The organism is Chloroflexota bacterium (assembly GCA_035652535.1).
GTDB lineage: Bacteria > Chloroflexota > UBA6077 > UBA6077 > SHYK01 > DASRDP01.
In genome coordinates this window covers 1-20,916 of record DASRDP010000080.1, presented here as the reverse complement: position 1 = coordinate 20,916, position 20,916 = coordinate 1, and the positions used below count along the sequence as shown (strand labels likewise).

Annotated in this window: 18 protein-coding genes and 3 tRNA genes; 2 read left to right on the top strand and 19 right to left on the bottom strand. The window is 66.5% G+C overall.

Annotated elements, in window-relative coordinates; all coding sequences use genetic code 11:
- Positions 1-12: 12 nt before the first annotated feature.
- The 11 genes from VFC51_08455 to VFC51_08405 all read right to left on the bottom strand — a co-directional run bounded on the left by VFC51_08455 (position 13) and on the right by VFC51_08405 (position 11,269).
- Positions 13-1,113 (bottom strand): protein kinase, encoded by a 1,101-nt coding sequence (locus VFC51_08455; protein HZT07047.1) that lies wholly within the window; start codon positions 1,111-1,113, stop codon positions 13-15.
- Between the two features lie 64 nt (positions 1,114-1,177).
- Entirely contained in the window at positions 1,178-1,483 is a 306-nt protein-coding gene (locus VFC51_08450; GenBank protein ID HZT07046.1) for a DUF6507 family protein, read from the bottom strand.
- Between the two features lie 30 nt (positions 1,484-1,513).
- Positions 1,514-1,855, bottom strand: a complete 342-nt coding sequence (locus tag VFC51_08445; protein HZT07045.1) for a WXG100 family type VII secretion target — start codon at positions 1,853-1,855, stop codon at positions 1,514-1,516.
- A 25-nt stretch (positions 1,856-1,880) separates the two neighbouring features.
- Positions 1,881-2,174 (bottom strand): WXG100 family type VII secretion target, encoded by a 294-nt coding sequence (locus VFC51_08440; protein HZT07044.1) that lies wholly within the window; start codon positions 2,172-2,174, stop codon positions 1,881-1,883.
- A gap of 63 nt (positions 2,175-2,237) precedes the next feature.
- Entirely contained in the window at positions 2,238-2,540 is a 303-nt protein-coding gene (locus VFC51_08435; protein ID HZT07043.1) for a WXG100 family type VII secretion target, read from the bottom strand.
- A 308-nt stretch (positions 2,541-2,848) separates the two neighbouring features.
- A complete protein-coding gene (locus VFC51_08430) occupies positions 2,849-5,395 on the bottom strand; it encodes a hypothetical protein (protein ID HZT07042.1) in 2,547 nt (848 codons plus the stop codon).
- Positions 5,396-5,464: 69 nt separating this feature from the next.
- Positions 5,465-7,414 carry a serine/threonine-protein kinase gene (locus tag VFC51_08425; GenBank protein ID HZT07041.1) on the bottom strand — a complete coding sequence of 650 codons (1,950 nt, stop codon included), beginning with the start codon at positions 7,412-7,414 and terminating at the stop codon, positions 5,465-5,467.
- Between the two features lie 33 nt (positions 7,415-7,447).
- Positions 7,448-8,383 carry an AEC family transporter gene (locus VFC51_08420; GenBank protein ID HZT07040.1) on the bottom strand — a complete coding sequence of 312 codons (936 nt, stop codon included), beginning with the start codon at positions 8,381-8,383 and terminating at the stop codon, positions 7,448-7,450.
- Between the two features lie 27 nt (positions 8,384-8,410).
- Positions 8,411-8,497, bottom strand: a tRNA-Leu gene (locus VFC51_08415).
- 1,843 nt (positions 8,498-10,340) lie between these two features.
- Positions 10,341-10,427: transfer RNA gene (locus VFC51_08410), tRNA-Leu, on the bottom strand.
- A gap of 47 nt (positions 10,428-10,474) precedes the next feature.
- The gene (locus VFC51_08405) at positions 10,475-11,269 is read right to left on the bottom strand and encodes an RDD family protein (protein HZT07039.1); all 795 of its coding nucleotides are present in this window, start codon (positions 11,267-11,269) and stop codon (positions 10,475-10,477) included.
- Positions 11,270-11,290: 21 nt separating this feature from the next.
- On the opposite strand from VFC51_08405, the gene VFC51_08400 reads away from it, so the two are divergent.
- Positions 11,291-12,256, top strand: coding sequence for a stage II sporulation protein M (locus VFC51_08400; protein ID HZT07038.1), 966 nt, complete (start codon positions 11,291-11,293; stop codon positions 12,254-12,256).
- On the opposite strand, the gene VFC51_08395 is transcribed toward VFC51_08400, so the two are convergent.
- From VFC51_08395 to VFC51_08365, 7 genes are all read right to left on the bottom strand, one after another.
- Positions 12,251-13,585, bottom strand: coding sequence for a DUF58 domain-containing protein (locus VFC51_08395; protein HZT07037.1), 1,335 nt, complete (start codon positions 13,583-13,585; stop codon positions 12,251-12,253). The two genes, VFC51_08400 and VFC51_08395, sit on opposite strands and share 6 nt — an antisense overlap.
- 55 nt (positions 13,586-13,640) lie before the next feature.
- A complete protein-coding gene (locus VFC51_08390; protein HZT07036.1) occupies positions 13,641-14,618 on the bottom strand; it encodes a MoxR family ATPase in 978 nt (325 codons plus the stop codon).
- Positions 14,605-15,768 (bottom strand): DUF4350 domain-containing protein, encoded by a 1,164-nt coding sequence (locus VFC51_08385; protein HZT07035.1) that lies wholly within the window; start codon positions 15,766-15,768, stop codon positions 14,605-14,607. The genes VFC51_08390 and VFC51_08385 overlap by 14 nt, the downstream gene beginning before the upstream one ends.
- The gene (locus VFC51_08380; protein HZT07034.1) at positions 15,765-16,706 is read right to left on the bottom strand and encodes a DUF4129 domain-containing protein; all 942 of its coding nucleotides are present in this window, start codon (positions 16,704-16,706) and stop codon (positions 15,765-15,767) included. The genes VFC51_08385 and VFC51_08380 overlap by 4 nt, the downstream gene beginning before the upstream one ends.
- Positions 16,703-17,494 (bottom strand): glycerophosphoryl diester phosphodiesterase membrane domain-containing protein, encoded by a 792-nt coding sequence (locus VFC51_08375; protein ID HZT07033.1) that lies wholly within the window; start codon positions 17,492-17,494, stop codon positions 16,703-16,705. Before VFC51_08375 ends, VFC51_08380 begins: the two co-directional genes overlap by 4 nt.
- A 17-nt stretch (positions 17,495-17,511) precedes the next feature.
- Positions 17,512-19,953 (bottom strand): leucine--tRNA ligase, encoded by a 2,442-nt coding sequence (leuS, locus tag VFC51_08370; GenBank protein ID HZT07032.1) that lies wholly within the window; start codon positions 19,951-19,953, stop codon positions 17,512-17,514.
- A 79-nt stretch (positions 19,954-20,032) separates the two neighbouring features.
- Positions 20,033-20,104 (bottom strand) — tRNA-Ala (locus VFC51_08365).
- A gap of 140 nt (positions 20,105-20,244) precedes the next feature.
- On the opposite strand from VFC51_08365, the gene VFC51_08360 reads away from it, so the two are divergent.
- On the top strand, positions 20,245-20,454 hold the full coding sequence (locus tag VFC51_08360; GenBank protein HZT07031.1) for a DUF350 domain-containing protein: 210 nt from the start codon (positions 20,245-20,247) through the stop codon (positions 20,452-20,454).
- On the opposite strand, the gene VFC51_08355 is transcribed toward VFC51_08360, so the two are convergent.
- Positions 20,455-20,916: hypothetical protein (locus VFC51_08355; GenBank protein ID HZT07030.1), on the bottom strand; the 462-nt coding region annotated here is incomplete at its 5' end.

The window sequence follows — 20,916 nt, the reverse complement described above, 5'->3', positions numbered from 1 at the left end:
ATCGTCAATCCTCTAGGTCGGCTGGCCGGCGCTGAGCGCAATGGCCAGCGACACCAAAAATGCCACAAGAAGCGCGGCGCCCCCGAGCACCAACACCGCGTTCAGCTCTGGAAGCGGTCCGCCCTTCTTGACCGGCGCCTCGCCGACGACCCCAACCAGCTCTTCCACGACGTCGGCCGCGGTCTGCTGGCGGGCGCCTGGGTCAGGCGCGGCGGCACGCAACGCGATCTCCGCGACCGGCGAAACGTCCTCGACCCGAGTCATCGCGATGCGCTCGTCCCGGCGGACTGCGGCCGCGACCTCGGCATCGCTCGCCAGCGGGTCCGCGAAGACCGGCCTGCCCACGAGCATTTCGGAGAGGACGAGTCCGAGCCCGTACACGTCGGTCCGCACACCCACGGGTACGCGGCCGTCCGACAGCAGCTCGGGCGCGATGTAGGCCGGCGGCGCGATCTCCGGGTACCAGTCCGTGGCGAGGTTCTCCGAATCAGTCGCGATCCCCAGATCGCACAGCAGGATGTGGGGCACAAATGGCTTGTGATCGAACCGCACGAGGACCGAGGAGGGAGTCAGTCCGAGATGGTAGAGCCCCTTGAGGTGAAGCGTGTTGATCGTCGTCGCCAGCTCGATGCACAGCCAACCCACGTGGTGAATCCACCATTGCGGCTGGTGCAGCAGGAGGTCGTGGAGCGACTGCCCGTCGATGGGATCGGACAGATAGTAGTGCAGCAGCTCGCTGCCCAACATCGTCGTGCCGATCGCATCCTGATCGAGCGTCGTGGTGACGTAGGGCGGCTGAAGCTTGGGCAACGTCGGATGGCGATTCTTCTTGTCCGAACGCAGCGATCGCAGGAAGCTCGCTTCACGAATCAACCGGTCCCGGTGCCTCGGACCCGGGTGCGCCACTTTCATGAACACCGGCCGGCCCTGGTGGAGCGCGTCATACACGACGGCGGAGCGCAAGGTCGTCACGACCTTCACCACCTCGATATCGCCCAGGCGGTCGCCGGCCTCGAGCACGACCGGCGACCGCTCGGCCGGGCAGTCGACGTCGTGGCAAAAGAGGCTGTTCGCTGGCGACGTACGCTGGCAACGTACGCACGAGCGCTTCATTCCCTATTGTGCTCCAGCGCTCTCCTATCTGGGCGTAGCGAGAACAGCGCGCGCGTTGGCGGGCTCAGTGGAACTTCGTCGCACCCTGGGCATCGCCGCGCTCGTACGCCTCCACTGCGGCCTGGACGTCCTTGCTCATCTCGTCGCACTTCGCCGCCATCTGGTCGATCTGCTTCTTGATGACTTCGAGAAACTGTGCTTCCGCTAGGCCGCCGACCATGCCGATGAACGCGGTAGACTTGAGGATGTTGATGAGGACGCCGAGGGCCGTCGATACGGCCTTGAGCGTCTCGCTGATCTGCGCGAAGGTCTTCGCGATCTGCTGGACCTCCGGGATGTTCATGTAGACTTCGTTTTCCGTCGCCTGCATCGTTTCCTACCCCTTCCGGAATCGCCGATTTCAGAACGCGATGATCTTCTGGAACACCTCGGCGAGGGCCTGTACCTGCTGATTAGCCTCCTGGTCGGCTTTTGCCATGATCTGACCGGCCTGCATCAGGTTCTTGATGAAGCTCTCGCCCTGCTCGCCGATCGTGCCAACCCCGGGCATGTGCAGGCTTGAGAGCTCCTCCTTGAAGGCGTCGGCGCCGGTTCCGGTCCACGCGCCCCCTTCGACCTGCTGCAGGATTTGCTGCATCGGCTGGTAGGCTTGCTCCTTCACGACGTTCATCTGCTGGGTGTATTGCTGGATCACGCTCTGGACCACCTGCTCCGCAAAGCGGAGGAGCGCGACGATCTCCATGACTCATCTCCTCTCGAGGCGCTCGCTAGAACTTGGACTTCGCGGTCGCTTCGGCTTGCTTCATCTGGTCGACGGCGTACTGGATGTCTCCCTGCAGCTCCTCGAACTTGTCCGAGAGCTTCTGCACTGAGCCCATCAAGGGTCCTCGGACCGCTTCGCTCAGCGCGCTGCCCGCTTGCCCGAGAAGCGCGCCCTGTTCGAGCTTGTCCGCGATCCCTTTCAGCGTGTTCGAGGCGTCCTGGAGCTGCTCACGTCCCGCCTGGAAGGTCTGCTTCATCTCCTCCATGAGCGGGTATTCCATCTTGATTTCGTTTTGCACATTTCCCTCCGAGCTCGCTCGAATTCATCCGCGGTCACCGATTCGCGAGGAACGCTACGCTGGTCAGCCGTGCTTGAACAGGGCGCTGGCCTGCTCTTCTGCCTGCCTCAAGGACTGCGCGAGCTTCTGGATCGTCTGGCCGGCCTGCTCCAGCGCCTGCTGCAGGCGCAGCTGCGACGGATTGACCTTGCCTTCCATCTCATCGAAGAAGGCGTTCGCACCCTGGCCAATCCAGCCCTTGTCCTGCAGCTTGGAGAAGCTACTTCGGACCTTTTGATGCATCTGCTCGATCCCATTTGCCGCGTGCACGAACTGTTGCGAGATCTGTTGCAGATCGTCGTAATGGGCGCGTAACTCGTCGGCCATTGCGCTGGTCCCCCTGCTAAAGATTGTGAAAGCCCTAGTATTCCGCGTTGTCGCACTCAGATCAACGAGCTTAACCCTTGCCCACTGCCCTCCCCGACATTCGTCACAGACTTGTGACCAACGCGATCACATGAACCGTTCGCCGTCCGCGCGCGCGACCGTGGAATCGGGCGATGACGCGGGGACACCCCGTTGCGCATCGTCATCGCAGTTTAGAAGGACGCGCGGAGAAATCCGACTGAGAAAAAAGTACTACTACGGCCACTTCCCCTGGGATGAATCGAGCTGGCGAGCCGTTCTCTTCGCGCCTACTCCGGCTCGAAAGCAAGCACCAGATTCGTGTCGGGCAGGTCATCGGGGCGGTCGATCCAGTTCACCGCGTCCGGGTTGTACTGGGCCCACAGCGGACTCGAGGAGGCCGCGTCGGCAAGCACCGGCGCGTCGACTTGACCCATGATGATGGCCCGCAGATAGGGTCCGAGGGGGACTCCGGTACTCGTGCCCGTGGTCGCGTCGTAGCGCATGACACCTCGCTGGAATCGCTGCAGCACGACGCTGGTGTCGAGCACCGGTTGCTGCGTGTCAGGAACGCCGGGCGTATCGCTCCGGATCACGTCGTACCCGATGACGCGATAACCTGGCTGGCTCGTCGGGAAGCCCCAAATCTCCAGATCGAACCCAGGCAGGAGGTTCGGGTCGCCATCTCCGGTAAAGAAGGCATCGAAATAGGGAACGGTGCCCAGGAACGTGGAGTAAAAGTGCGTCGGGTTTCCATCGAAGGTCTCCGCGGCGTTGACCCTGATGAACTCCTGCACCTGGTCCAGGTAGTCGGGCGCTGCCGGGTCGGGCGCCGAGCCGATGAGACCAGGATCGTCATCGGGCAGGCTGAGATCGCCGAGCTGGTCGTATGGGAGGAACGGGTCCTCGAGGAGGTTGAGGGTGGTGACGTTGCCGCTATCGTCCACCGCCAGCATTCCCTTTTCGAAGAGCTGCACGGATTGCCCCGATAGGACGAACATTCGGGAGATCGGGAATCCGAACGTCCGGAGACCGCCCCTGCGGACGAAGTAATTCCACATATTGTCGTCGCCGATCCCGAAACCGGTCTCTGAGAAGTAACGATTGCCCGTGATCGGATCGACCGGTGGCGGCGGCGGCTGGACCACTCGCTGCGCGACTGGGAGCTGGGGCAGCGGCTGCGGCGCCAGCGCCAAGGTGACTCCTCGAGGATCGCTCACGCTGAAGGACTGGCCGCGGATCGGCTGGTTGAGGGCGAGGGCCGTCGTCGGGGTGAAATCGAACGTGGTGGTCAGCTCGAGGCTTTCGCCCGACTGCAGCTGCCCATCCCAGATGACGGACGTCCCGCGCACGGTCGTTCGCCCCACGTTTGCGCTCGCTTGCGCGATCTGCGAGGTCTCCGCGTAGTCGGTCTGGAAGCTCATGTTGATGCCAGATCCCTGGAGGGACGCGGCGATCACGTCGAACAGGCGCGCGATGGCGCTCGAGTCGAGGGCCTGGGGCGACGTGTTGGTGACCCGGATCACGTGCTGGTACGTGCTCGCCTGACCCACGACGGGTACGCGAGCGCCGCCGATCAGATTCAAGGTCTGCTGCACGACGACCGGTGCCGGCGCGCCCGGGGTCGTCGGCGGCACCGTCGGCGTCGCCGTCGCGCCAGGCGGCGGCGGTGGAAGCGGTGTAGACGTCGGGACTCCCTGTTCGGCCACCACGTCGAAGTCGATCCGGGCCGTGACGAGCGCCCCCACGTGGTTGAGCCCGGTCAGCGACAGTCGGTAGTGGCCCACTGGGACCGTCGGGTTAGGAGTAAGCGTCCCGACGACGGCGCACGTAGTGGTTGCCGGTCCGACCTGGCTGTCCACGAAGAACGGCAGCGTGGGTTGAGGCGATGGGAGCGACGGGTCCTCCACGGTAACCTGAACCATTGAACCTGGGCGGAATCCAACTGCGCTATAGGTCGTCTGCTGCCCGCGCGTGAGTCGGTTCGACGCCATGACCACCGACGGCGTCGGGCAGACGTTCGTCGACGTTGGCGTGACCGTCGCGCCCAGCGGCGTTGGGCTCGCCCCGATCACCTGGAAATTGGCGCTGAGCTGCAAGGTCGAAGGGGCAAACGTCGGGAATGGCGAATACGCAGGACCGGTCGCCTGCACATTGTAGACGCCCGGCGGGTCCGTAACGCCGACGGCGATATCCACCGCGATCTGACAGAACTGGTCCGCCTGCGCTGTGGTGGAGTTGGCCGTCCCGGGCCCGACGATCTGCAAGGACACCGTCGTTCGCGGGGAAAAGCCTGTCGCGAGGAAGGTGACGTGCCCGCCCTGGGTCGTCACCGAGGGCGTCACCGAGGCGTTGGGGATCGAGCACGTGGCTGGCGCCGTCGTCGGAATCGCCGAGGGCTGGCTGGGAGCCTGCGAGCCGATCAACTGGAACGCGCCGGTGTAGGTGACCGGCCCCCCGCCGACGCGGGTGCCGCTGGCTGTAACCGTTGCGGTACCGCTCGGGCAGCCCGGGCAGGAGGCGACGGAGATATTGCTGATGGCGCGGCAATCGGATCCGGCCGTGGGCTGGGCCTGTGCGGAGAACGACCAGCCTGCCGGGGGCAGGACGTTGATGTTCACCGTGGAGCCCGGGGAGAACCCATCGGCCATGATGGTCACCTGGCCGGGCGCGGTGACCGTCGTGGGGTTCGCGCTGACCCCGGCGCCCAGACACGTGATTGTCTGGGCACCGGCTACCCGATCTGGATGGAGCTGGAATCCCTGTCCTCCGAAGCTCTGGAGACCGATCATCAGCGCCAGGAAAAGGGCGGCAAGCCCCCAGAGTCGAACTCTCAACCCATCACCTCGCAATGTACACTCGTCCAGCGTTTCGCCCGGTCGCGGTGAAGCGCAAGTCTAGCGGAGTTAACGCGCCTCCGCAAATGCGAGCGCGCCTTCCGGGAGCGCACCAGGCCGGCCGGGCGCCCGGGCCTGGGTGCGGGGGAGCACCTTCTTGTTGCACTGGCTCTCGACGCCTGCCAAGCTCCCCGGTCCGATTTGATAGGAAAACGACTCCAAGGGCGTGTCGTCTATGGCGATGGACAGGCTCAGGGGCACGTTGGAACCGGTCGGGTCCAGCACCGAAGCCGGCGCGCACGCGTGGATGAACGTCTGCTCCCAGTCCTTCTGAATCGTCTGGTCCGCGGATTGAACCGCCGGCGGACCCCCGCCGGCCTTTTCCCATTGAAGGGTGACTTTAAACGTCAGGTCGCGGATGCCGAACGTCTTGGGACTCAGATACACGACCGCATTCACGTCGTCCGACACGCGAAAATTCTGGGTGGTTGTGGTGAGGCGGATGATGTCAGAGCTATCGACGAAGGGGTCGCGCCCGACCTTCTTGTCGGTCTCGCCGATCACGTCGATGGCCGGCTTGGGTACGAGGTCTACCGGGGGCACCGTCAGCCTTTGACCCGCCGTGATCTGCACGTGGCTCGTCCAGTCCTCGTAGGTGGACGCCACGAGCTTGATGTCGTACTCGCCCGGATCGAGGTTCGCCTGCAGCGGCGTGCGTCCGTACGATTCGTCGTTCACGATCAGGGCGGCGTTGGGATTGGAGCTGATGACGAGGGTGCCGCGATTGGGGCTCGCTGGGGCGGCCGTGCCCGCGACAGGGCTCGCCCCGCCGGCTACGGGGCTGCTCGCAGGGCGCGCCTGTAGGTCGCCCGAGGCCGACGGCGCAAGGATCTGCTTCGCCGCTACCCCTGCCGTCAACAGGACGACGATGGCGCCGGCGCCGGCAAGCGCCACGGGCCGCTTCCACAGCGGGATGGAGACCGGGGCCGGACCCGGCGGAGCGGCTACTACGGCGGCGGCCGGCGCCCCCCGGCCGCTGATCACGCCGGTCGGCGGAAGGTCCAGGTAAGCCTCCGGTCCCACTGTCGCGGCGCCGGTCGCCACGGGCAGCGCCCCGCTCTCGATATCGATCGTTGGCGCAGACGGCCCGATAGGAGGGGCGACTGCTTCCTCCTCCACCGGTGGCGCCTTTCCGGCCACGGCAGCGGTAAGGGCTTCCGCGAAGGCGACGCAGGACGGGAAGCGGTCCTCCGGCTTTTTGCGCAGCGCCCGGCCCACGACCATCGCCACCGCTTCCGGTATGGCCGGGTTGATGCTGGTAATCGGCGTCGGGGGGTTGCTCACGTGCTGGATCACCAACGAAACGGAGTCGCCGGTGAACGGCGGTCGACCGGCTAGCATCTCGTACGCCATCACCGCCAGCGAATACTGATCGCTGGCCGGGCCGACCTCCTTCCCCATCCCCTGTTCGGGCGAGACGTAGGCCGGAGTGCCGATCGCCATTCCGCGCGCGGTGATGCCCGTGAGGGACCCGAGATGGGCGATGCCGAAGTCCGTGAGCATCGGCCGCTGGCCATCCAACAGCACGTTCGCCGGCTTGACGTCCCGGTGCACGATCCCCCGGTCGTGGGCCGCCTCCAGGGCGCTGGCGATCGCCGCGATGATGTTCGCGACCTCGGCCGGGTCCATAGGGGTTCCGAGCAGGCTCTGCAGCGTGCGGCCGCCCGGTATGTACTGCATGGCGAGGAACCACACGCCGGCTTCCTCGTCGTAGTCGAAGTCGAAGACGGGGAGCACGTTGGGGTGGAGGAGGCTGCCGGCTGCGAGGGCTTCGCGCTCGAAGCGCCGAACGATGTCGGGCTCCTCGGCGACGTTCGGGGAGAGGACCTTGATCGCGACGTCGCGGTTCATCCGAGGCTGGCGTGCGAGGTACACCTCGCCGAACCCGCCGCGGCCCAGGAGCGATACGACGACGAACGTTCCCTGCTTGAGCGGCGCGCCCGCTCGGAGGACTGCCAAGACCAAAAAGTCCTAGAGAAGGATTCGGCCCGATTATAGGGCTTGGAGGAACGCTACCCAACCCGTGATGGTGACGACGCTTAACGCCGTCGTGACGAGTGCCACGCTCGAGACGAGGTCGGGCTCCGCGTCGAACTCGGAGGCCAGCAACGTCACGTTCACCGCGGTCGGCATTGCCGCCTCCAGCACCAACACCTTGCCCGTCAGCGGCGAGGGCTGAAGGAGGGAAACGAGGACGAGACCGATGGCCGGCGAGAGAATCAGCCGGCCCAGGCACGTGGCGACTAGCGGGAGGCCGACTCCCTGGAGCCGCAGGCTGGCCACCTGCATGCCCAGCAGGATGATGACGATGGGGATGGCGCCGCCGGACAACACCGTTACGGACCGCTGGATGACAGGGGGAAGTTCCATACCGAGCATTCGCAGGAGCCCAGCCGCGACGGCGACCCAGATCACGGGGAGGCGCACCATCGGGACCACCGCGTCGCGCCAGGGCAGCTTCCCGCCCGCAGCGACCGGCACCGCCACGGTAAAGAGCAGGATCGATGCGAAGGCGGCGAAGATGACCGCGCGATCGAATCCGTCCTGGCCAAAGGCGAAAAACGTCACCGGAAGGCCGTAGTTCGCCGCGTTCACGAAGGCGAGGGACAAGGTCATGCCGGAGGCCTCCGACCGCGACAGCCCGAATGCCCGCGCTGCGAGCGTCCCAAGGCCGATCAGTATCGCGGTGAGGAGCACGGCGAACAGGGCGATGCGGAGCATCTCCTGTCCGCCCATCGTCGCGGTCAAGAGCGAGTTCAGCAGCAACGACGGGACGAAGATGTAGAGGGCCAGCCGCGCGACGGCGCGCACGTCGATGGCCAGGGTCCGTCGGACGAGAAATCCCACGCCGGCCATGAGGAAGACGGGCGCAACGACGTTGAGGGTGATGCCGAGCAGGCCGACGATGACGGCTATCGGACGCTCCAAACGGGGAGAGCGAGGTCACGCGGCCGCTGGTGCCGAAGGGGGGACTCGAACCCCCACGGGAGTACTCCCACTACGCCCTGAACGTAGCGCGTCTGCCAATTCCGCCACTTCGGCGCGGATCGTTTTTTTTCCAAATCTCGGGGGGCCGCCTGGTGCAGCCGGCTGGCCCTTTCGACCTCTCTTCGAGTGACCTACGTGCAGGCGGCTTATTCGCCCTCACCTGGACAGGGCGCAAGTAACCGCAGGCCGCCGCCATGGGGACGCCTTAGCGACTCCTCCAACTCTCGCTGCTGCTCTGCCAGGCAGCTCGCGCTTTGCGCCTCAAGGACGCTCCTTCCAACCAGATACACCCCAACGACCACCAGCATGACCATAGCAGCGGAAAGGGCGAGGCGGACCGGTTTTTGGGTCACCGCGTTCTGCCGGCTCGGCCGTTCCTCATGGGATTCTTCCTGACTCATTGGTCTGGCTTCGGCTTACGGCAATGCGACGTGAAGACTTGTCGCGTTTTTTGGCACACAGACATGGACCCGGGGTCTTCCGCTAGGGGACCCAAGGGCATCTAGAACCCTGAATGGCGTCCTCCCAATATTCGTAGTACCACTGGTTCGGTCTGACGCACCAGGACCACGAACTGTTCGGCCCGCTTGCATTGACCCAGACGACGTTGAACGGCGGGGCGGTGCGCAACTGATAGGGGCATCCAACGCAGGTCACATCCTCGACGTCCCAGGTAAGATCTTCTGGCGCCCAGGAGAGCCCGCCTGTGCTGTCCAGCACCTCTACGAAGGCTTCCGAGTAAGCTATCGTCGGGCTAGATCCCCCGAGGTCATAGGACGTGAGAAACACCCAGTTTTGACTGGGGTCGAGCCACCAAGCTCCCCAGAGCGGGCCAATTTCACCAAAATCTCCTTGCATGCCAACTCGCGAGAAGCTATTGTCCGGCAGCGCCCAATACCATTGCGGGTCCTCTCGGCCGCCGGGGAACTCGGGTCCATGCCGTTGAGCGTAAAGCCAGGCGGCTCCGAAGCCTGTGTCTCGCGCGTAGCCAACCTCAAAATACTTCGGAGCGCCAGAATAGAGGGACACAAGCACGCGATCCGATACCGAGCTGTACCAGCTGCCCGGGGGCGGATCCTCTGCGATAGCCCATGGGGTAGCGTTAGTGCCAGCTATTGTCGACTGGTTGAACGAGCCGGCCCAATACTGGCAAGTTCTCCCGCCGTTCGGATTTGGGCCGCACCGCGGCAGGTAGGCGGCCATGGCAAAATGTGGCACTGGGATCGAGGCCGCAGAGACCCCTGGGTCAGTCGGCCCCTCGTCGGGTGGGTTGATAGCGCTGGTCGTTTGGCCGGACGTAGGCGTGGGAGCGGCTGGCAGCCGCGTATCAGGGAAGCCGTCGCCGTGCGATGAGGCAGCGGGGTTGCTACCAGGCACCGCCCTGCAGCCGGCCAGATGCGGATACGGACTTGCGGGCAGCGGTTTGGTAGGGTCGCATTTAGGAGCGGATCGTAGAAAGGCTGCCATCTCTGCGGTGACGTGGGGGATGGGGGGGGGCAGGCGGCGCATTCGGCGGCGCAAGCGACGCGACGGCCGTGCTCTGGGCAGCGGTCCCTAAAGGCAGCGCGAGGGCAGCGAGGCCCGCCCATCCGAGGAGCACAAACATGGCGGCTGGAATGCTGCGCGGTCTCGATATGTCATGGCCTCCTCATGATTGGCATCGCCCATCCGGCCGTTTACGTCGCGCTCACACTGGGGGGGCGCACGGCACGAATGATACAGGGGCGAATCGGCTGTCTCCAAAGCCCCCGGTTGGTGCCACGCCCGGAGCGAGTCAAGCCTCTCACGGGGCGCCCCCAGGGTGTGTGCATCGGGCCGGCGTCCGTGCGAGCTGGCACTGCGAGGAGCCTCCGGTCTCGAACCCTACCCAGAAGAAACGACTCGGCGGTTCGCCCGCTGGTGCCGAAGGGGGGACTCGAACCCCCACGGGAGTACTCCCACTACGCCCTGAACGTAGCGCGTCTGCCAATTCCGCCACTTCGGCGCGGAGCATGATTATACCAGCGGCCGGTTGGGCCGCTTTCGATCCTCCTACTCCGTGTCGGCGTAGCGGCGGCGCTCGTCGAAGTCGCGGACCACGCCCGCGAGAAACGCCTCGGGCGGACCGATGCGCGACGGGTCCAGGTCCAGCACGCGCGCAACTTCGCCCGCCAGGCGCGACGCCAGCGCGTCGGCCGCCTCCGGCCGCAGTCGATCGGCGCGGGAGAAGAAGTCCCGTATCAGCGTGTAGTGAGCCATCGTCAGCTTGCCCGTGTTCCCGTGCGCCGATGCGTTCGCGGCGATTGGACGCGGCAGCTCCACGGCTGCAAGCGCCCGCTGCCGCAGGCGGCGGGGCTCGCGGACGACGATTGTGCCGGCCGCGATGTCGCCGAGCCGGCGGCTCGATCCGTCCACCACCATCGCGAACACGCCGATCAGGGCCGCCTGGTCGATCCACCGCAGCACGTTCCGGACGAGGGCGGTGACGAAGTCGAGCGGCCGTCCGTCGCGCCGAACGACTCGGAGCCCAAGAAGCCGCTTGCCCGGCGATTGGCCATTCCAGACCAGCTCGAAGAGGAGAAAGTAGCCCCACCACCCACCAAACGCAAAGATCAGACTCACTGCCAGGAAGAGGCCGGCGATGGCAGCCGCGCCTCCCGGATCCCAGGCGCGAATCGCGGCGTCGGCGGCTCCGCCGAGAACCATGCCGCCGACGATCAGCACCACGTAGGAAAACCCGATGACAACATAGTCGATGATCGCGGCGCCCAGGCGCGAGCCGAGGCCCGCGACGTCGAACCGCAGCTCGACGTTCTCCGGCGTGAGCAGCCTATAATCCTCGCGCATGCAGCCGACCCCCCACCTACCGTGATCGAATCGTTCGTGCAGCGCAGGCGCGGCCGATGGGAGCGTCTCTCCGAGCTTCTCGACTGGGCCACGCGGCGGCCAGGCTCCTTGTCCGTCGACGAGCTGGAGGAGCTGGCGCGCCTCTATCGACGGTCCACGAGCGACCTGGCCATCGCCCGACGCGACTTCCCGGACGATCGCGCGACGGTCTTCGTAAATCAGCTCGTCGCGCGCGGCCACGCCGTCGTCTATCGCGAGCGTCCAGCGTCATCCCGTCGAGTCCTCCGCTTCTTTTCATCCGATCTTCCGCGAGAATATCGGTCGGCCTGGCCATTCTTACTGGGCGCCGCGGCGCTCCTCTTCGTTCCCCTCATTGCGATGGCCGTCGCCGTCGTGGCCGACGCCGCCAACGCCGGCCTCGTCCTCTCCCCCGAGCTGGTGTATGCCATCAAGAACGGAGCCTCGTGGTTCGACGTCGACATCCAGCGCCGTTCCCTCGTCTCCGCGTTCGTGATGACGAACAATATCCGAGTCGCGCTCCTGGCGCTCGGCGGAGGGATGCTCGCGGGAGTCGGCAGCGCGGCAAGCCTCGTCTACAACGGCGTCTACATCGGGGCCGTCGCGGGCGGGCTCATCGCATACGGGCTCGCTCCGCGCCTGGTGGGCTTCGTTGCGCCCCATGGCTTCCTGGAGCTGAGCGTCATCGTCATCGCAGGCGGATGCGGGTTGATGTTGGGCCGCGCGATCGTGTGGCCCGGTCTCCAGCCACGCGGCGCGGCCCTCGTAGCCGCCGGCCGTCGGAGCACCCGGCTCCTCACGGGCACGCTCCCGCTGCTGATCGCCGCCGGCTCGATCGAGGGTTTCGTCTCCCCCGCGCAGTTTCCCTGGCCCTGGAAGCTCGCCATCGGGCTCGCGACCGCCGTCGCGCTCTACGCGTACCTCCTCCTCGCGGGCCGCGCCCCGCCGACCGCCGCGGCCACGTCATAGGAGCGCGCGCGCCTTCATCTCGAAGTACCGGTTGATCGTCGCCGGCGTCAGCCCATCAGCCGGCGTATCGACCGTGAGCACCCCCGACCGCCGTAGCTGGTCCAGCACGATTGTGCGCTCAGCCATCACGTCGTCCGCCACGACCTTCGCGTACAGCTCGTGCGTGTCGCCCGGCTCTCGATCGACCCACGAGTCGACGTCGGGGTCGCGCATGGTAACGCACAGGGGCAGGTGATGCCTCGCGAGGAGCGCCAGGTGTCGGCCGATCAGGCGCGCGACGTCGGGGTCCGCGAGGTCCGTGAAGAGGGTGATGAGGGCGCGGCCGCGGAGGTCCGAAGCCAGCCGCCCGAAAGCGAGCGCGTAGTCCGATTCGACCGGCTGCGGCCGAACCGCGGAGAGCTGGTCCAAGATTCGAAGGAAGTGGGCGCGCCCTCGACGCGGCGGCGTATACGCGTGCAGGCGGTCGGCGAAGCTGAGCAGCCCGACCCGGTCGCCCCGAGCCAACGCCACGTGACACAGAATCAGCGCCGTATTGATGGCCGCGTCGAGCTTTGTGAGATCGCCGACTCGCGACAGCATCATCCGTCCCGCGTCCAGCATCACGATCAGGCGCTGGTTGCGCTCGGTCTCGTAGACGGTCGTGATCGGTCGGTGCCGCCGGGCGGTGGCCTTCCAATTGATCCGCCGATATTCATCATCCCGCGTGTATTCGCGAAGACTTTCGAATTCGGTCCCGCGGCCGAGCAGGCGCGCTGTCCGGAGGCCCATCTCCCGCAGCAGTCCTTTGCGCGCCAGGAGGTCGTACCGCTGCGCCTCGAGGAGGTTTGGATACACATCGACGTCTTCGGCCATCGGGATCGTGCGCTGGAGCCAGAGCAGCCCGAACGGCGTGCGCCAGCGAAGCGTCACGTCGCCGAAGGCGTAGCGGCCCCGCTCCAGCGGACGGGTCGCATAGGAGAAGACCCGAACGCCAGCGGGGGGAACTGCCCCCTCGCTGAACAGTCGCTCCGACCTGAATTGAGCGGGGGGCGTATCCCGAAGGCGGATGTCGATCCGCTGGCGTGAGCGGTTGTCGACGACCAGATCGATGGCGTTGTCCGCGGCCAGATACAGGCGCGGGTGATGGCGTCGCGAGACCGACAGCAGCCACGGGCGGACGGCTACGGCAACGTCGGCCCCAACGGCACAGAACAGCAGCAACGCCGCCGACGCCGCCACGCCGAGAAACGCCGGCGCGACCTGCCCGAGCGCAATCGGGATGATGAGGGCGAGCGTAAGGAGAAACAGGCGGATTGTGGGCGCGGGGACGTCGCGGAGCCAGGTCGTCATCGCTCACGGCCAACGGGCGCTCGTCGCCCTCGCACATGGGGCGGAGAAGGCGGGTTCAGCGTGGAACTTCCAGCCCGGCGAGGATCCGCGCGACCGCGTCGTCAGGCGTCACGCCCTGAATCTCCGCTTCCGGCTTCAAAATGATGCGATGGCGATAGGCGGGTGGAACGAGGGCCTTGACGTCGTCGGGAATCACGAAGTCGCGCCCCTCCATCAAGGCAAGCACCTGAGCGCCGCGCATGACGGCAACCGAAGCCCGGGGGCTGGCGCCGAGAACGAGGTCCGGCGACTGCCGCGACGCGCGGCCGATCTCCGTGATGTACCGGAGGACCGCGTCGTCGATCCGTACGCGCGCGGCTTCTCGCTGCATCACCTCCACGTCGGCGGCGGAAACGACGGCGGGGAGCGAGTCGACCAGGTTGTGGGGATCGCCGCCATCCCGGTGTCGGCGAAGGACGTCAACCTCCTCGTCGGCCGTGGGATAGTCGACGAGCACTTTGAACTGAAATCGGTCGAGCTGGGCCTCCGGGAGCGGATAGGTCCCCTCGTACTCGACCGGGTTCTGGGTCGCGGCCACGAGAAATGGCGACGGGAGGCGGAACGTCTGGCCCTCGATCGTCACCTGCCGCTCCTCCATGCCCTCCAGGAGCGCTGCCTGCGTCTTCGCGGGAGCGCGATTGATCTCGTCGACGAGGAGGATCTGGGCGAAGATGGGACCGGTGCGAACGTGGAAGCTGTTCGTGGCGAGATCGAATACGCTCGTGCCCACGACGTCGGACGGCATGATGTCCGGTGTGAACTGGATCCTGCCGAAATCGCCGCCCACCAGGCGGGCGAGTGTCTTCGCGGTGAGGGTCTTCCCCGTGCCCGGCACTCCCTCCACGAGGACGTGGCCGCGTGAGAAGAGGGCGATGGCCATTTGCTGGAAGGGCTCTTCCATCCCAACGACCACGGTTGCCGCGGCGTCCCTCAGACGCTGCCATACCGCTTGCAGGCGAGGGCCCATGGCCGTAGCGGGATCACCGTCGTTCAAGGCTCAACATCCTTTCGATCTCCCGCGCCCGATCCAGGAGCGCACCCTCGCTGAGAGCGCCCGAACCGAGCACCTCGAGGTCCTCGGCCAACCGGCTGGCGTCGACGGGGTTGCGCTGCGCCAGGAGGTCCGCGAGCGCTCGGCTCGGGAGGTCCGCCCGCACGCCGATGAGATGCGCGATTCGACGTCGAACCTGGGCAGCATATCGCTTCTGGATCCACGTTGTCGCGCGCGCCCGCTGCAATAGTCCCGCGAGCGCCGTCACGTACTCACCGGATGACCGGGCGGGTGATGGGACCGCGGCGATGGGCGGCCCGAACCGGCGCCCTCCCCACAGGGCAAAGAAGAAGCTCATCAGCGCCGTGTACCCGATAGCCCAGCCCCATGGCGACGTCCGCGCAGCGCTGGTGAGATTCTGTGCGGCGCTGGGCGCATGGTGAGACTCCTCAAATACGACGGATTTCGATCGCGGAATCTGCGCGACTGCGTGCACCGCAAACGTCGCATTGGCATCGGTCGCGATGGACTGGTTCGCAAACAGCGCATCCGACGACGCGACGTACACACGCCCGGTGCCCAAGCCCCGCGCGGCGCCGAAGACTCGCCCCTCTTCCGCCAGGAGCGGCACCCAAGCGTCGTTGCCGAGTTCGAGGGCCCACGACGACGCGACCGCGAACACGGACTCGGCCGGCATGAGCCCCGGCGTAGATCGCGCGGATTCGGTCCACGGGACCGGAGTCAACCGAATCTCGAGCTGCCGAGAGAGCGCATCCTGCGAACCTTGACCGATGCCGGTCGCGGCCAGCCCCGGCGCAGGCAGGTACACGAGCACGCCGCCGCTCTCGACCCAGTTCACCAGCCCGCTCGTCTCGGCTTCTTCGAACGGTCGAACGGGCCACAAGACAAACAGCGCACCGGCGGACCCGTCCAGCGCGTCGCTCGAATGGTCGAGGCGCTGGACACGGTATCCGAGGCGCTCCACAAGAAGCGCGAGCGCAAGGGCGCCATCCCGCTGCGCGTCGGTGCTCGTCAGCTTCGGCTCTTCTCGATCGCTCACCCGTTCGGAGACGACCTGCCCCACCAGGGCTCCGATGAGCAGAAAGCCGGCGAGAACGAGGATAGCGCGATGCGCACCGAGCCAACTCCTCACGCCGCGGCCTCGCGAAGGGCCCCGGTCAGCATCAGGAGGTCGTGATAATCCGTTTCGGTTACCTCTGCGGCCCCATACCAGAGGCTGTCGAACCCGTTGACCAGCGGCCCGAGGGCTCGTGCGATGGCGGGACGTACGGCCGAACGCGCGTGGCGCAAATGCTCGCGATTGGTCGCGGAGGGGTCGAATCGTACGCGCTCGTGCTCCTCGACGAAGAGGAGCGCCGAGAGCAGCAGGAAATGACACGCGTCCCGGTATCTTCCCTCCGTGGCGCACTCGTGCGCCGAGACTAGCGCCTGCGCGTCGGTCAGCTTCGCGTTGCCTGTCGACGCCAAGGCCTCCGCCTGGCGAACGAGGACCGCGCGGATGCCGAACCGATACAGCGAGGCGAGCGCGACGGCCAGGACCAGCCAGAGCGCCACGACAAGCGGACCGGAGAGCACCGCCTCGAGGAGATCCAGGAGCCGATCGAACGGCCAACGGGCCACGTTCCATGCAAGGCCAAGCAACCTCTCGACGAGCAGGACGGCGGGGAGGAGCCAACCCGGAAGCGAAACGGCGGCGTCCGTTCGGTGAAAGCGCGGGTCAGCGAACACGCTGGCGAGGAGGGACTGGACGTCGGCGGAGTCTGGCGACGATGTGCCGCCCGCCCCAATAGCCTGAGCCGCGTCCAGCCGAGCCGCGGCGCGTTGTAGATCGGCGGGCGTCTCGCGAAGCGGCTCCGAGAGCCACTGCCATCCGCGCGTCGCCGGGTCGGATTCGAGCGCGTCCACGGCGCGGTTCGCGAGCCGCGTAGGGTCGTCGCCCTCCGCCGTTCGCGCCTCATGGACGAGGCTTGCCGCCGTTCGGACCGCCGCGTCTCCGTCCGCGAAGGCGGATTCCGGCGACCGCAGCGCGAGCAGGAGCCCGATCGCCGCGCCGACGGCGAGCGCCTTCACGGTCGCGCGGCCGCCAGCTCGACGATCCGACGATTGAGGTCGTAACCCTCGGCACGCGCGCGCAGCTCGAAGTACAGGACGGTGAGGATCGCCGCTGTGAACGGGAGGACGATGAGCGATATGGCTGACCGGAACGTCGCGGCGAGGACGACGGTCGCGGTGGGCATTTGCAGCAAGAATTGCGCGATGCCGATGACCATTCCGACCATGCCGGTCAGCACCAGCTCCAGAACGGCGATGGCGATCGTAGCGAGGAGGATCACCACCGCGGTGTGCCACCACGCACGGGCGGTAAGCTCCCAGCTGCGCCGCAGGGCGCGCAGCGCCCCGGCGCGCTCGACGACGACGACGTTCGTCGCCGCGGCCCAGCGCACGACGAGGTAGATCCCGACAGGAAAGAAGATCACGAGGGGGAGGGCAACGACGGCCAGAACGAGCATCAAGCGCACCATCGCGAAGACGCGCCGAAGCGCAACGCGGAAAGAGCCTGCCGTCGTCGGGCTGCCGTCGGCGAACTGCGGATCCACCAGCCAGGCGCACGCGACGGAGAGGGCGATCCAGGCGAGCGCGTGCGGGACCGCCCCGACGAGACTCCCGAGCACCGGGGCAATGGGCGATGTTCCGGCCGCGCTCACCAGGGCCTGGACGGCGAATCCCGGAAGCACGCCCCAGGCGGCAATGGTGACCAGCAAGCGGAAGTTGCGCCTCGCGAGCGTCAGCCCGCCGTCGACGATCTCTCCCACCCCCATGGGCGGGATCACGACGCCAGCTGCGCCCCCTCCGACCACGGATCGTCCCCCTTGCGCTAGCGGGCGACGATGTTGATCAACCGACCGGGAACGTAGATCACCTGGCGAACCGTTGCGCCGTCCAGGTGCGCTCGGACCCGGGGGCTCTCCGTCGCGAGATGCTGAGCGTCCGCTTGGGAGATGTCCGCTGGCGCCTCGATCTTGTCGCGCACCTTCCCATTGACCTGGACGATCAACGTGATCGTGCGCTCGGCGGTCAGCGACGGATCGTATTCGGGCCAGTTCTGCCGGTGGACGCTCTCCGAGTGACCCAACCGGTGCCACAGCTCCTCCGCGATGTGGGGGGCGCAGGGCGCCAGCAGGAGCACGAGCGAAGAGATCGCGTCGTTCCACGCACGGCCCGCCACCCGGCCCCGCATGCGCGACAGGCCGTTTGTGGCTTCCATCAACGCGGCCAGCGCGGTGTTGAACTTGAATCGGTCGAAGTCATCCGTGACCCGTTTGATGGTCTTGTGGATCAGTCGGCGCGCCTCGTCGTCCGCGGGACCGTCACGGGCAGGGGCGCTGTCCCCCGGGCCCTCCGTCGCCAGCGCCCAGACGCGGTGGAGAAAGCCGTCGATGCCGGAGATCCCCTGCGGATTCCACGGCCCCCCGGAGTCCCAGGGCCCGATGAACATCAAGTAGCACCGCACGGCATCGGAGCCGAGCCGCTCGACGTACTCGTCCGGATTCACGACGTTCCCTCGGGACTTCGACATCCGGCTCCCGTCGGGACCGAGGATGATTCCCTGGTTGTACAGACGGAGGAAGGGCTCGCCGAAGGAGACGAGGCCGAGATCGCGGAGCGCCTTGATGAAGAAGCGCGCGTAGAGCAAGTGCATCACGGCGTGCTCGACGCCGCCCATGTACTGATCGACCGGCATCCAATGCTCGACCGCCGCGCGGTCGAATGGCATTCCCTCGACGTGCGGATTGCAGTAGCGGAGCATGTACCACGACGAGTCGACGAAGGTGTCCATCGTGTCGGTCTCGCGCCGAGCGGGCCCGCCACAGCGGGGGCACGTCGTGTTCACGAACTCCTCGTCGTAGGTGAGCGGGCTCTGGCCCGTCGGCCGAAATTCCGCGTCTTCGGGCAGGAGGACGGGAAGCTGATCCTCGGGCACGGGCACTATGCCGCACCGGTCGCAGTACACGATGGGGATTGGCGTTCCCCAGTATCGCTGGCGCGAGATCAGCCAGTCGCGCACGCGGTAGTTCACCGTCCGCTTCCCGATCCCGAGCGACTCGAACCAGTCCGCGATCCGCTCCTTCCCCTCTTCCGACGAAAGCCCGTCGAACTGCGCGGAGTTCACCATGACGCCCGGCTCGGTGTAGGCCTCCGTCATCCGTGACGGCTCGGAAACGCCGGGCGGACGAATCACCTCTCGCACCGGGAGCCCGTGTTTTTGGGCAAACTCCAGGTCGCGCTGGTCGTGTCCGGGGACGGCCATGATGGCGCCCGTCCCGTAGGAGGCCAGGACGTAGTCCGCGATCCAGATGGGCACACGTTCGCCGTTCGCGGGATTGATGGCCTCAGCGCCCAGGAACACGCCGGTTTTCTCGCGCTCGGTGGAGAGCCGCTCGACTTCGGTCGCGCGGCGCGCCTGTTCCTGGTAGTCCCGGACCTCCGCGACGTGATCGGCGGACACCAGCGTGTCGACGAGCGGGTGCTCGGGCGCGAGCACCACGTAGGTCATGCCGAAGACGGTATCCACGCGGGTCGTATAGACCGGAATCTCCAGCTCCTCGCGCCCGGCGACCCTGAGGCGGAATTCGACCCCTTCGCTCCGCCCGATCCAGTTCCGCTGCATCGTCTTCACGCGCTCGGGCCAGTCGATCTCCGAAAAGTCCAGCAGCTCGTCGGCATAGGCGGTGATTCGGAAGAACCACTGCTCCAGGTCGCGCCGGCTCACCACCGTCTCGCACCGCTCGCACCGTCCGTCGACCACCTGCTCGTTCGCCAGGACGGTTTGGCAGTGGGGACACCAGTTCGCGGGTGCGTTCGCGCGGTACGCGAGCCCGCGTTCGAAGAATTTCAGGAAGAACCACTGATTCCAGCGGTAGTACTCCGGCATGCAGGTCGCGATCTCGCGGCTCCAGTCGTACATGGCGCCAATGGTCCGGAGCTGCGATTCCATCCGCCGAATGTTGGCGGTGGTCCAGGTGAAGGGATGAATGCCGTGGTTGATGGCGGCCTCCTCGGCCGGGAGACCGAAGGCGTCAAACCCGATGGGGGCCAGCACGTTGTGGCCGGCCATCCGTTTGTACCGCGCGTGGGCGTCGGCGGGGGCGAAGTTGTACCAGTGACCGATGTGGAGGTCGCCGGACGTGTAGGGGAACATGACCAGCGCGTAGTACTTCGGACGATCAGACGAGTCCGACACGCGATAGAGGCCCGACTCGCTCCACTGCTCCTGCCATCGGCGCTGGATCGCTAGCGGGTCGTATCGATCTGCCATGCCCTAACTACCACCGGACCAAAAAATACGCGCGGCCTCACGGGCCGCGCGCAATTCTGGAGGCCTGCGCCGAGGTCGGTGGAGCAGAGGGGAATCGAACCCCTGACCTCTTCCATGCCAAGGAAGCGCGCTCCCGCTGCGCCACTGCCCCAGAGACGCCTCACCCCTCGCGGTGTCGAGGCGGAAGAATTCTATCAGATCCGTTGCGACGGCTTGAACCGCCCCGGTCGGGGCCACTACACTACGCGAGGCGTCCCCCCGGTCCCCATCTTCACGCTGAGGAATGCGACCGTGGAGCAGATCGCGCGCAACGCCCTGGTATCCCTCCTGTTCGCCGTCCTCGGGTTCGTCCTACTTTTTGTCGGCTATCGCGTCTTCGATCTGCTCACGCCAGCCGACCTGGACCGGCGCATCTTCGAGGACGGCAATCTCGCGGCCGCGATCCTTGCCGCCGCCTTCATCATCGCCCTCGCCATCGTGATCCACGCCGCGATCTCGTAGCTAGCGATCGCGCTTCCGATAAATCGCCGTGATGTCCGTTCGGTCGAACTCGCGGCCGAACGACAAGCAAACGTGACTCGTCCACAACCCGAGCCCCACGTTCGACTCATCCTCGGTGTCGACCAGCCCGAAGTACACGTTCTCCGACGCCGTTCGATTGAACGACCGCCACGGCAGGGGCTCCGGCTCCTCGCCCAGGGTTTCCGCGGCGACGGTACCCGTCGAGGTGACGCGGTAGCGCTTGTCGTCGATGGTCAGGTGCACGGGGCGGCGGCCCGATGTGCCCTCCCGGACCCGCTCTTCGAACCGCACCAGGGCCCCATCCTGGGCGACGATCTCCTCGTACAGGCTCGTCCCCTGCTTCAGCACGCGGTGCTCGGTGTAGCGGAAGTACCCGTCGGGTGAGACCTCCACCAGGCTACCATCGTCCAGAAACATCCAGCGCCACTGGACCGTGCCGTC

Excerpts from the sequence above, each read along its gene's own strand:
- leuS (HZT07032.1), bottom strand. The coding sequence starts at position 19,953 with ATGGCAGATCGATACGACCCGCTAGCGATCCAGCGCCGATGGCAGGAG.
- VFC51_08405 (HZT07039.1), bottom strand. The coding sequence starts at position 11,269 with ATGCGCGAGGATTATAGGCTGCTCACGCCGGAGAACGTCGAGCTGCGG.
- VFC51_08435 (HZT07043.1), bottom strand. The coding sequence starts at position 2,540 with ATGGCCGACGAGTTACGCGCCCATTACGACGATCTGCAACAGATCTCG.
- VFC51_08445 (HZT07045.1), bottom strand. The coding sequence starts at position 1,855 with ATGGAGATCGTCGCGCTCCTCCGCTTTGCGGAGCAGGTGGTCCAGAGC.
- VFC51_08395 (HZT07037.1), bottom strand. The coding sequence starts at position 13,585 with ATGACGACCTGGCTCCGCGACGTCCCCGCGCCCACAATCCGCCTGTTT.
- VFC51_08450 (HZT07046.1), bottom strand. The coding sequence starts at position 1,483 with ATGCAGGCGACGGAAAACGAAGTCTACATGAACATCCCGGAGGTCCAG.
- VFC51_08455 (HZT07047.1), bottom strand. The coding sequence starts at position 1,113 with ATGAAGCGCTCGTGCGTACGTTGCCAGCGTACGTCGCCAGCGAACAGC.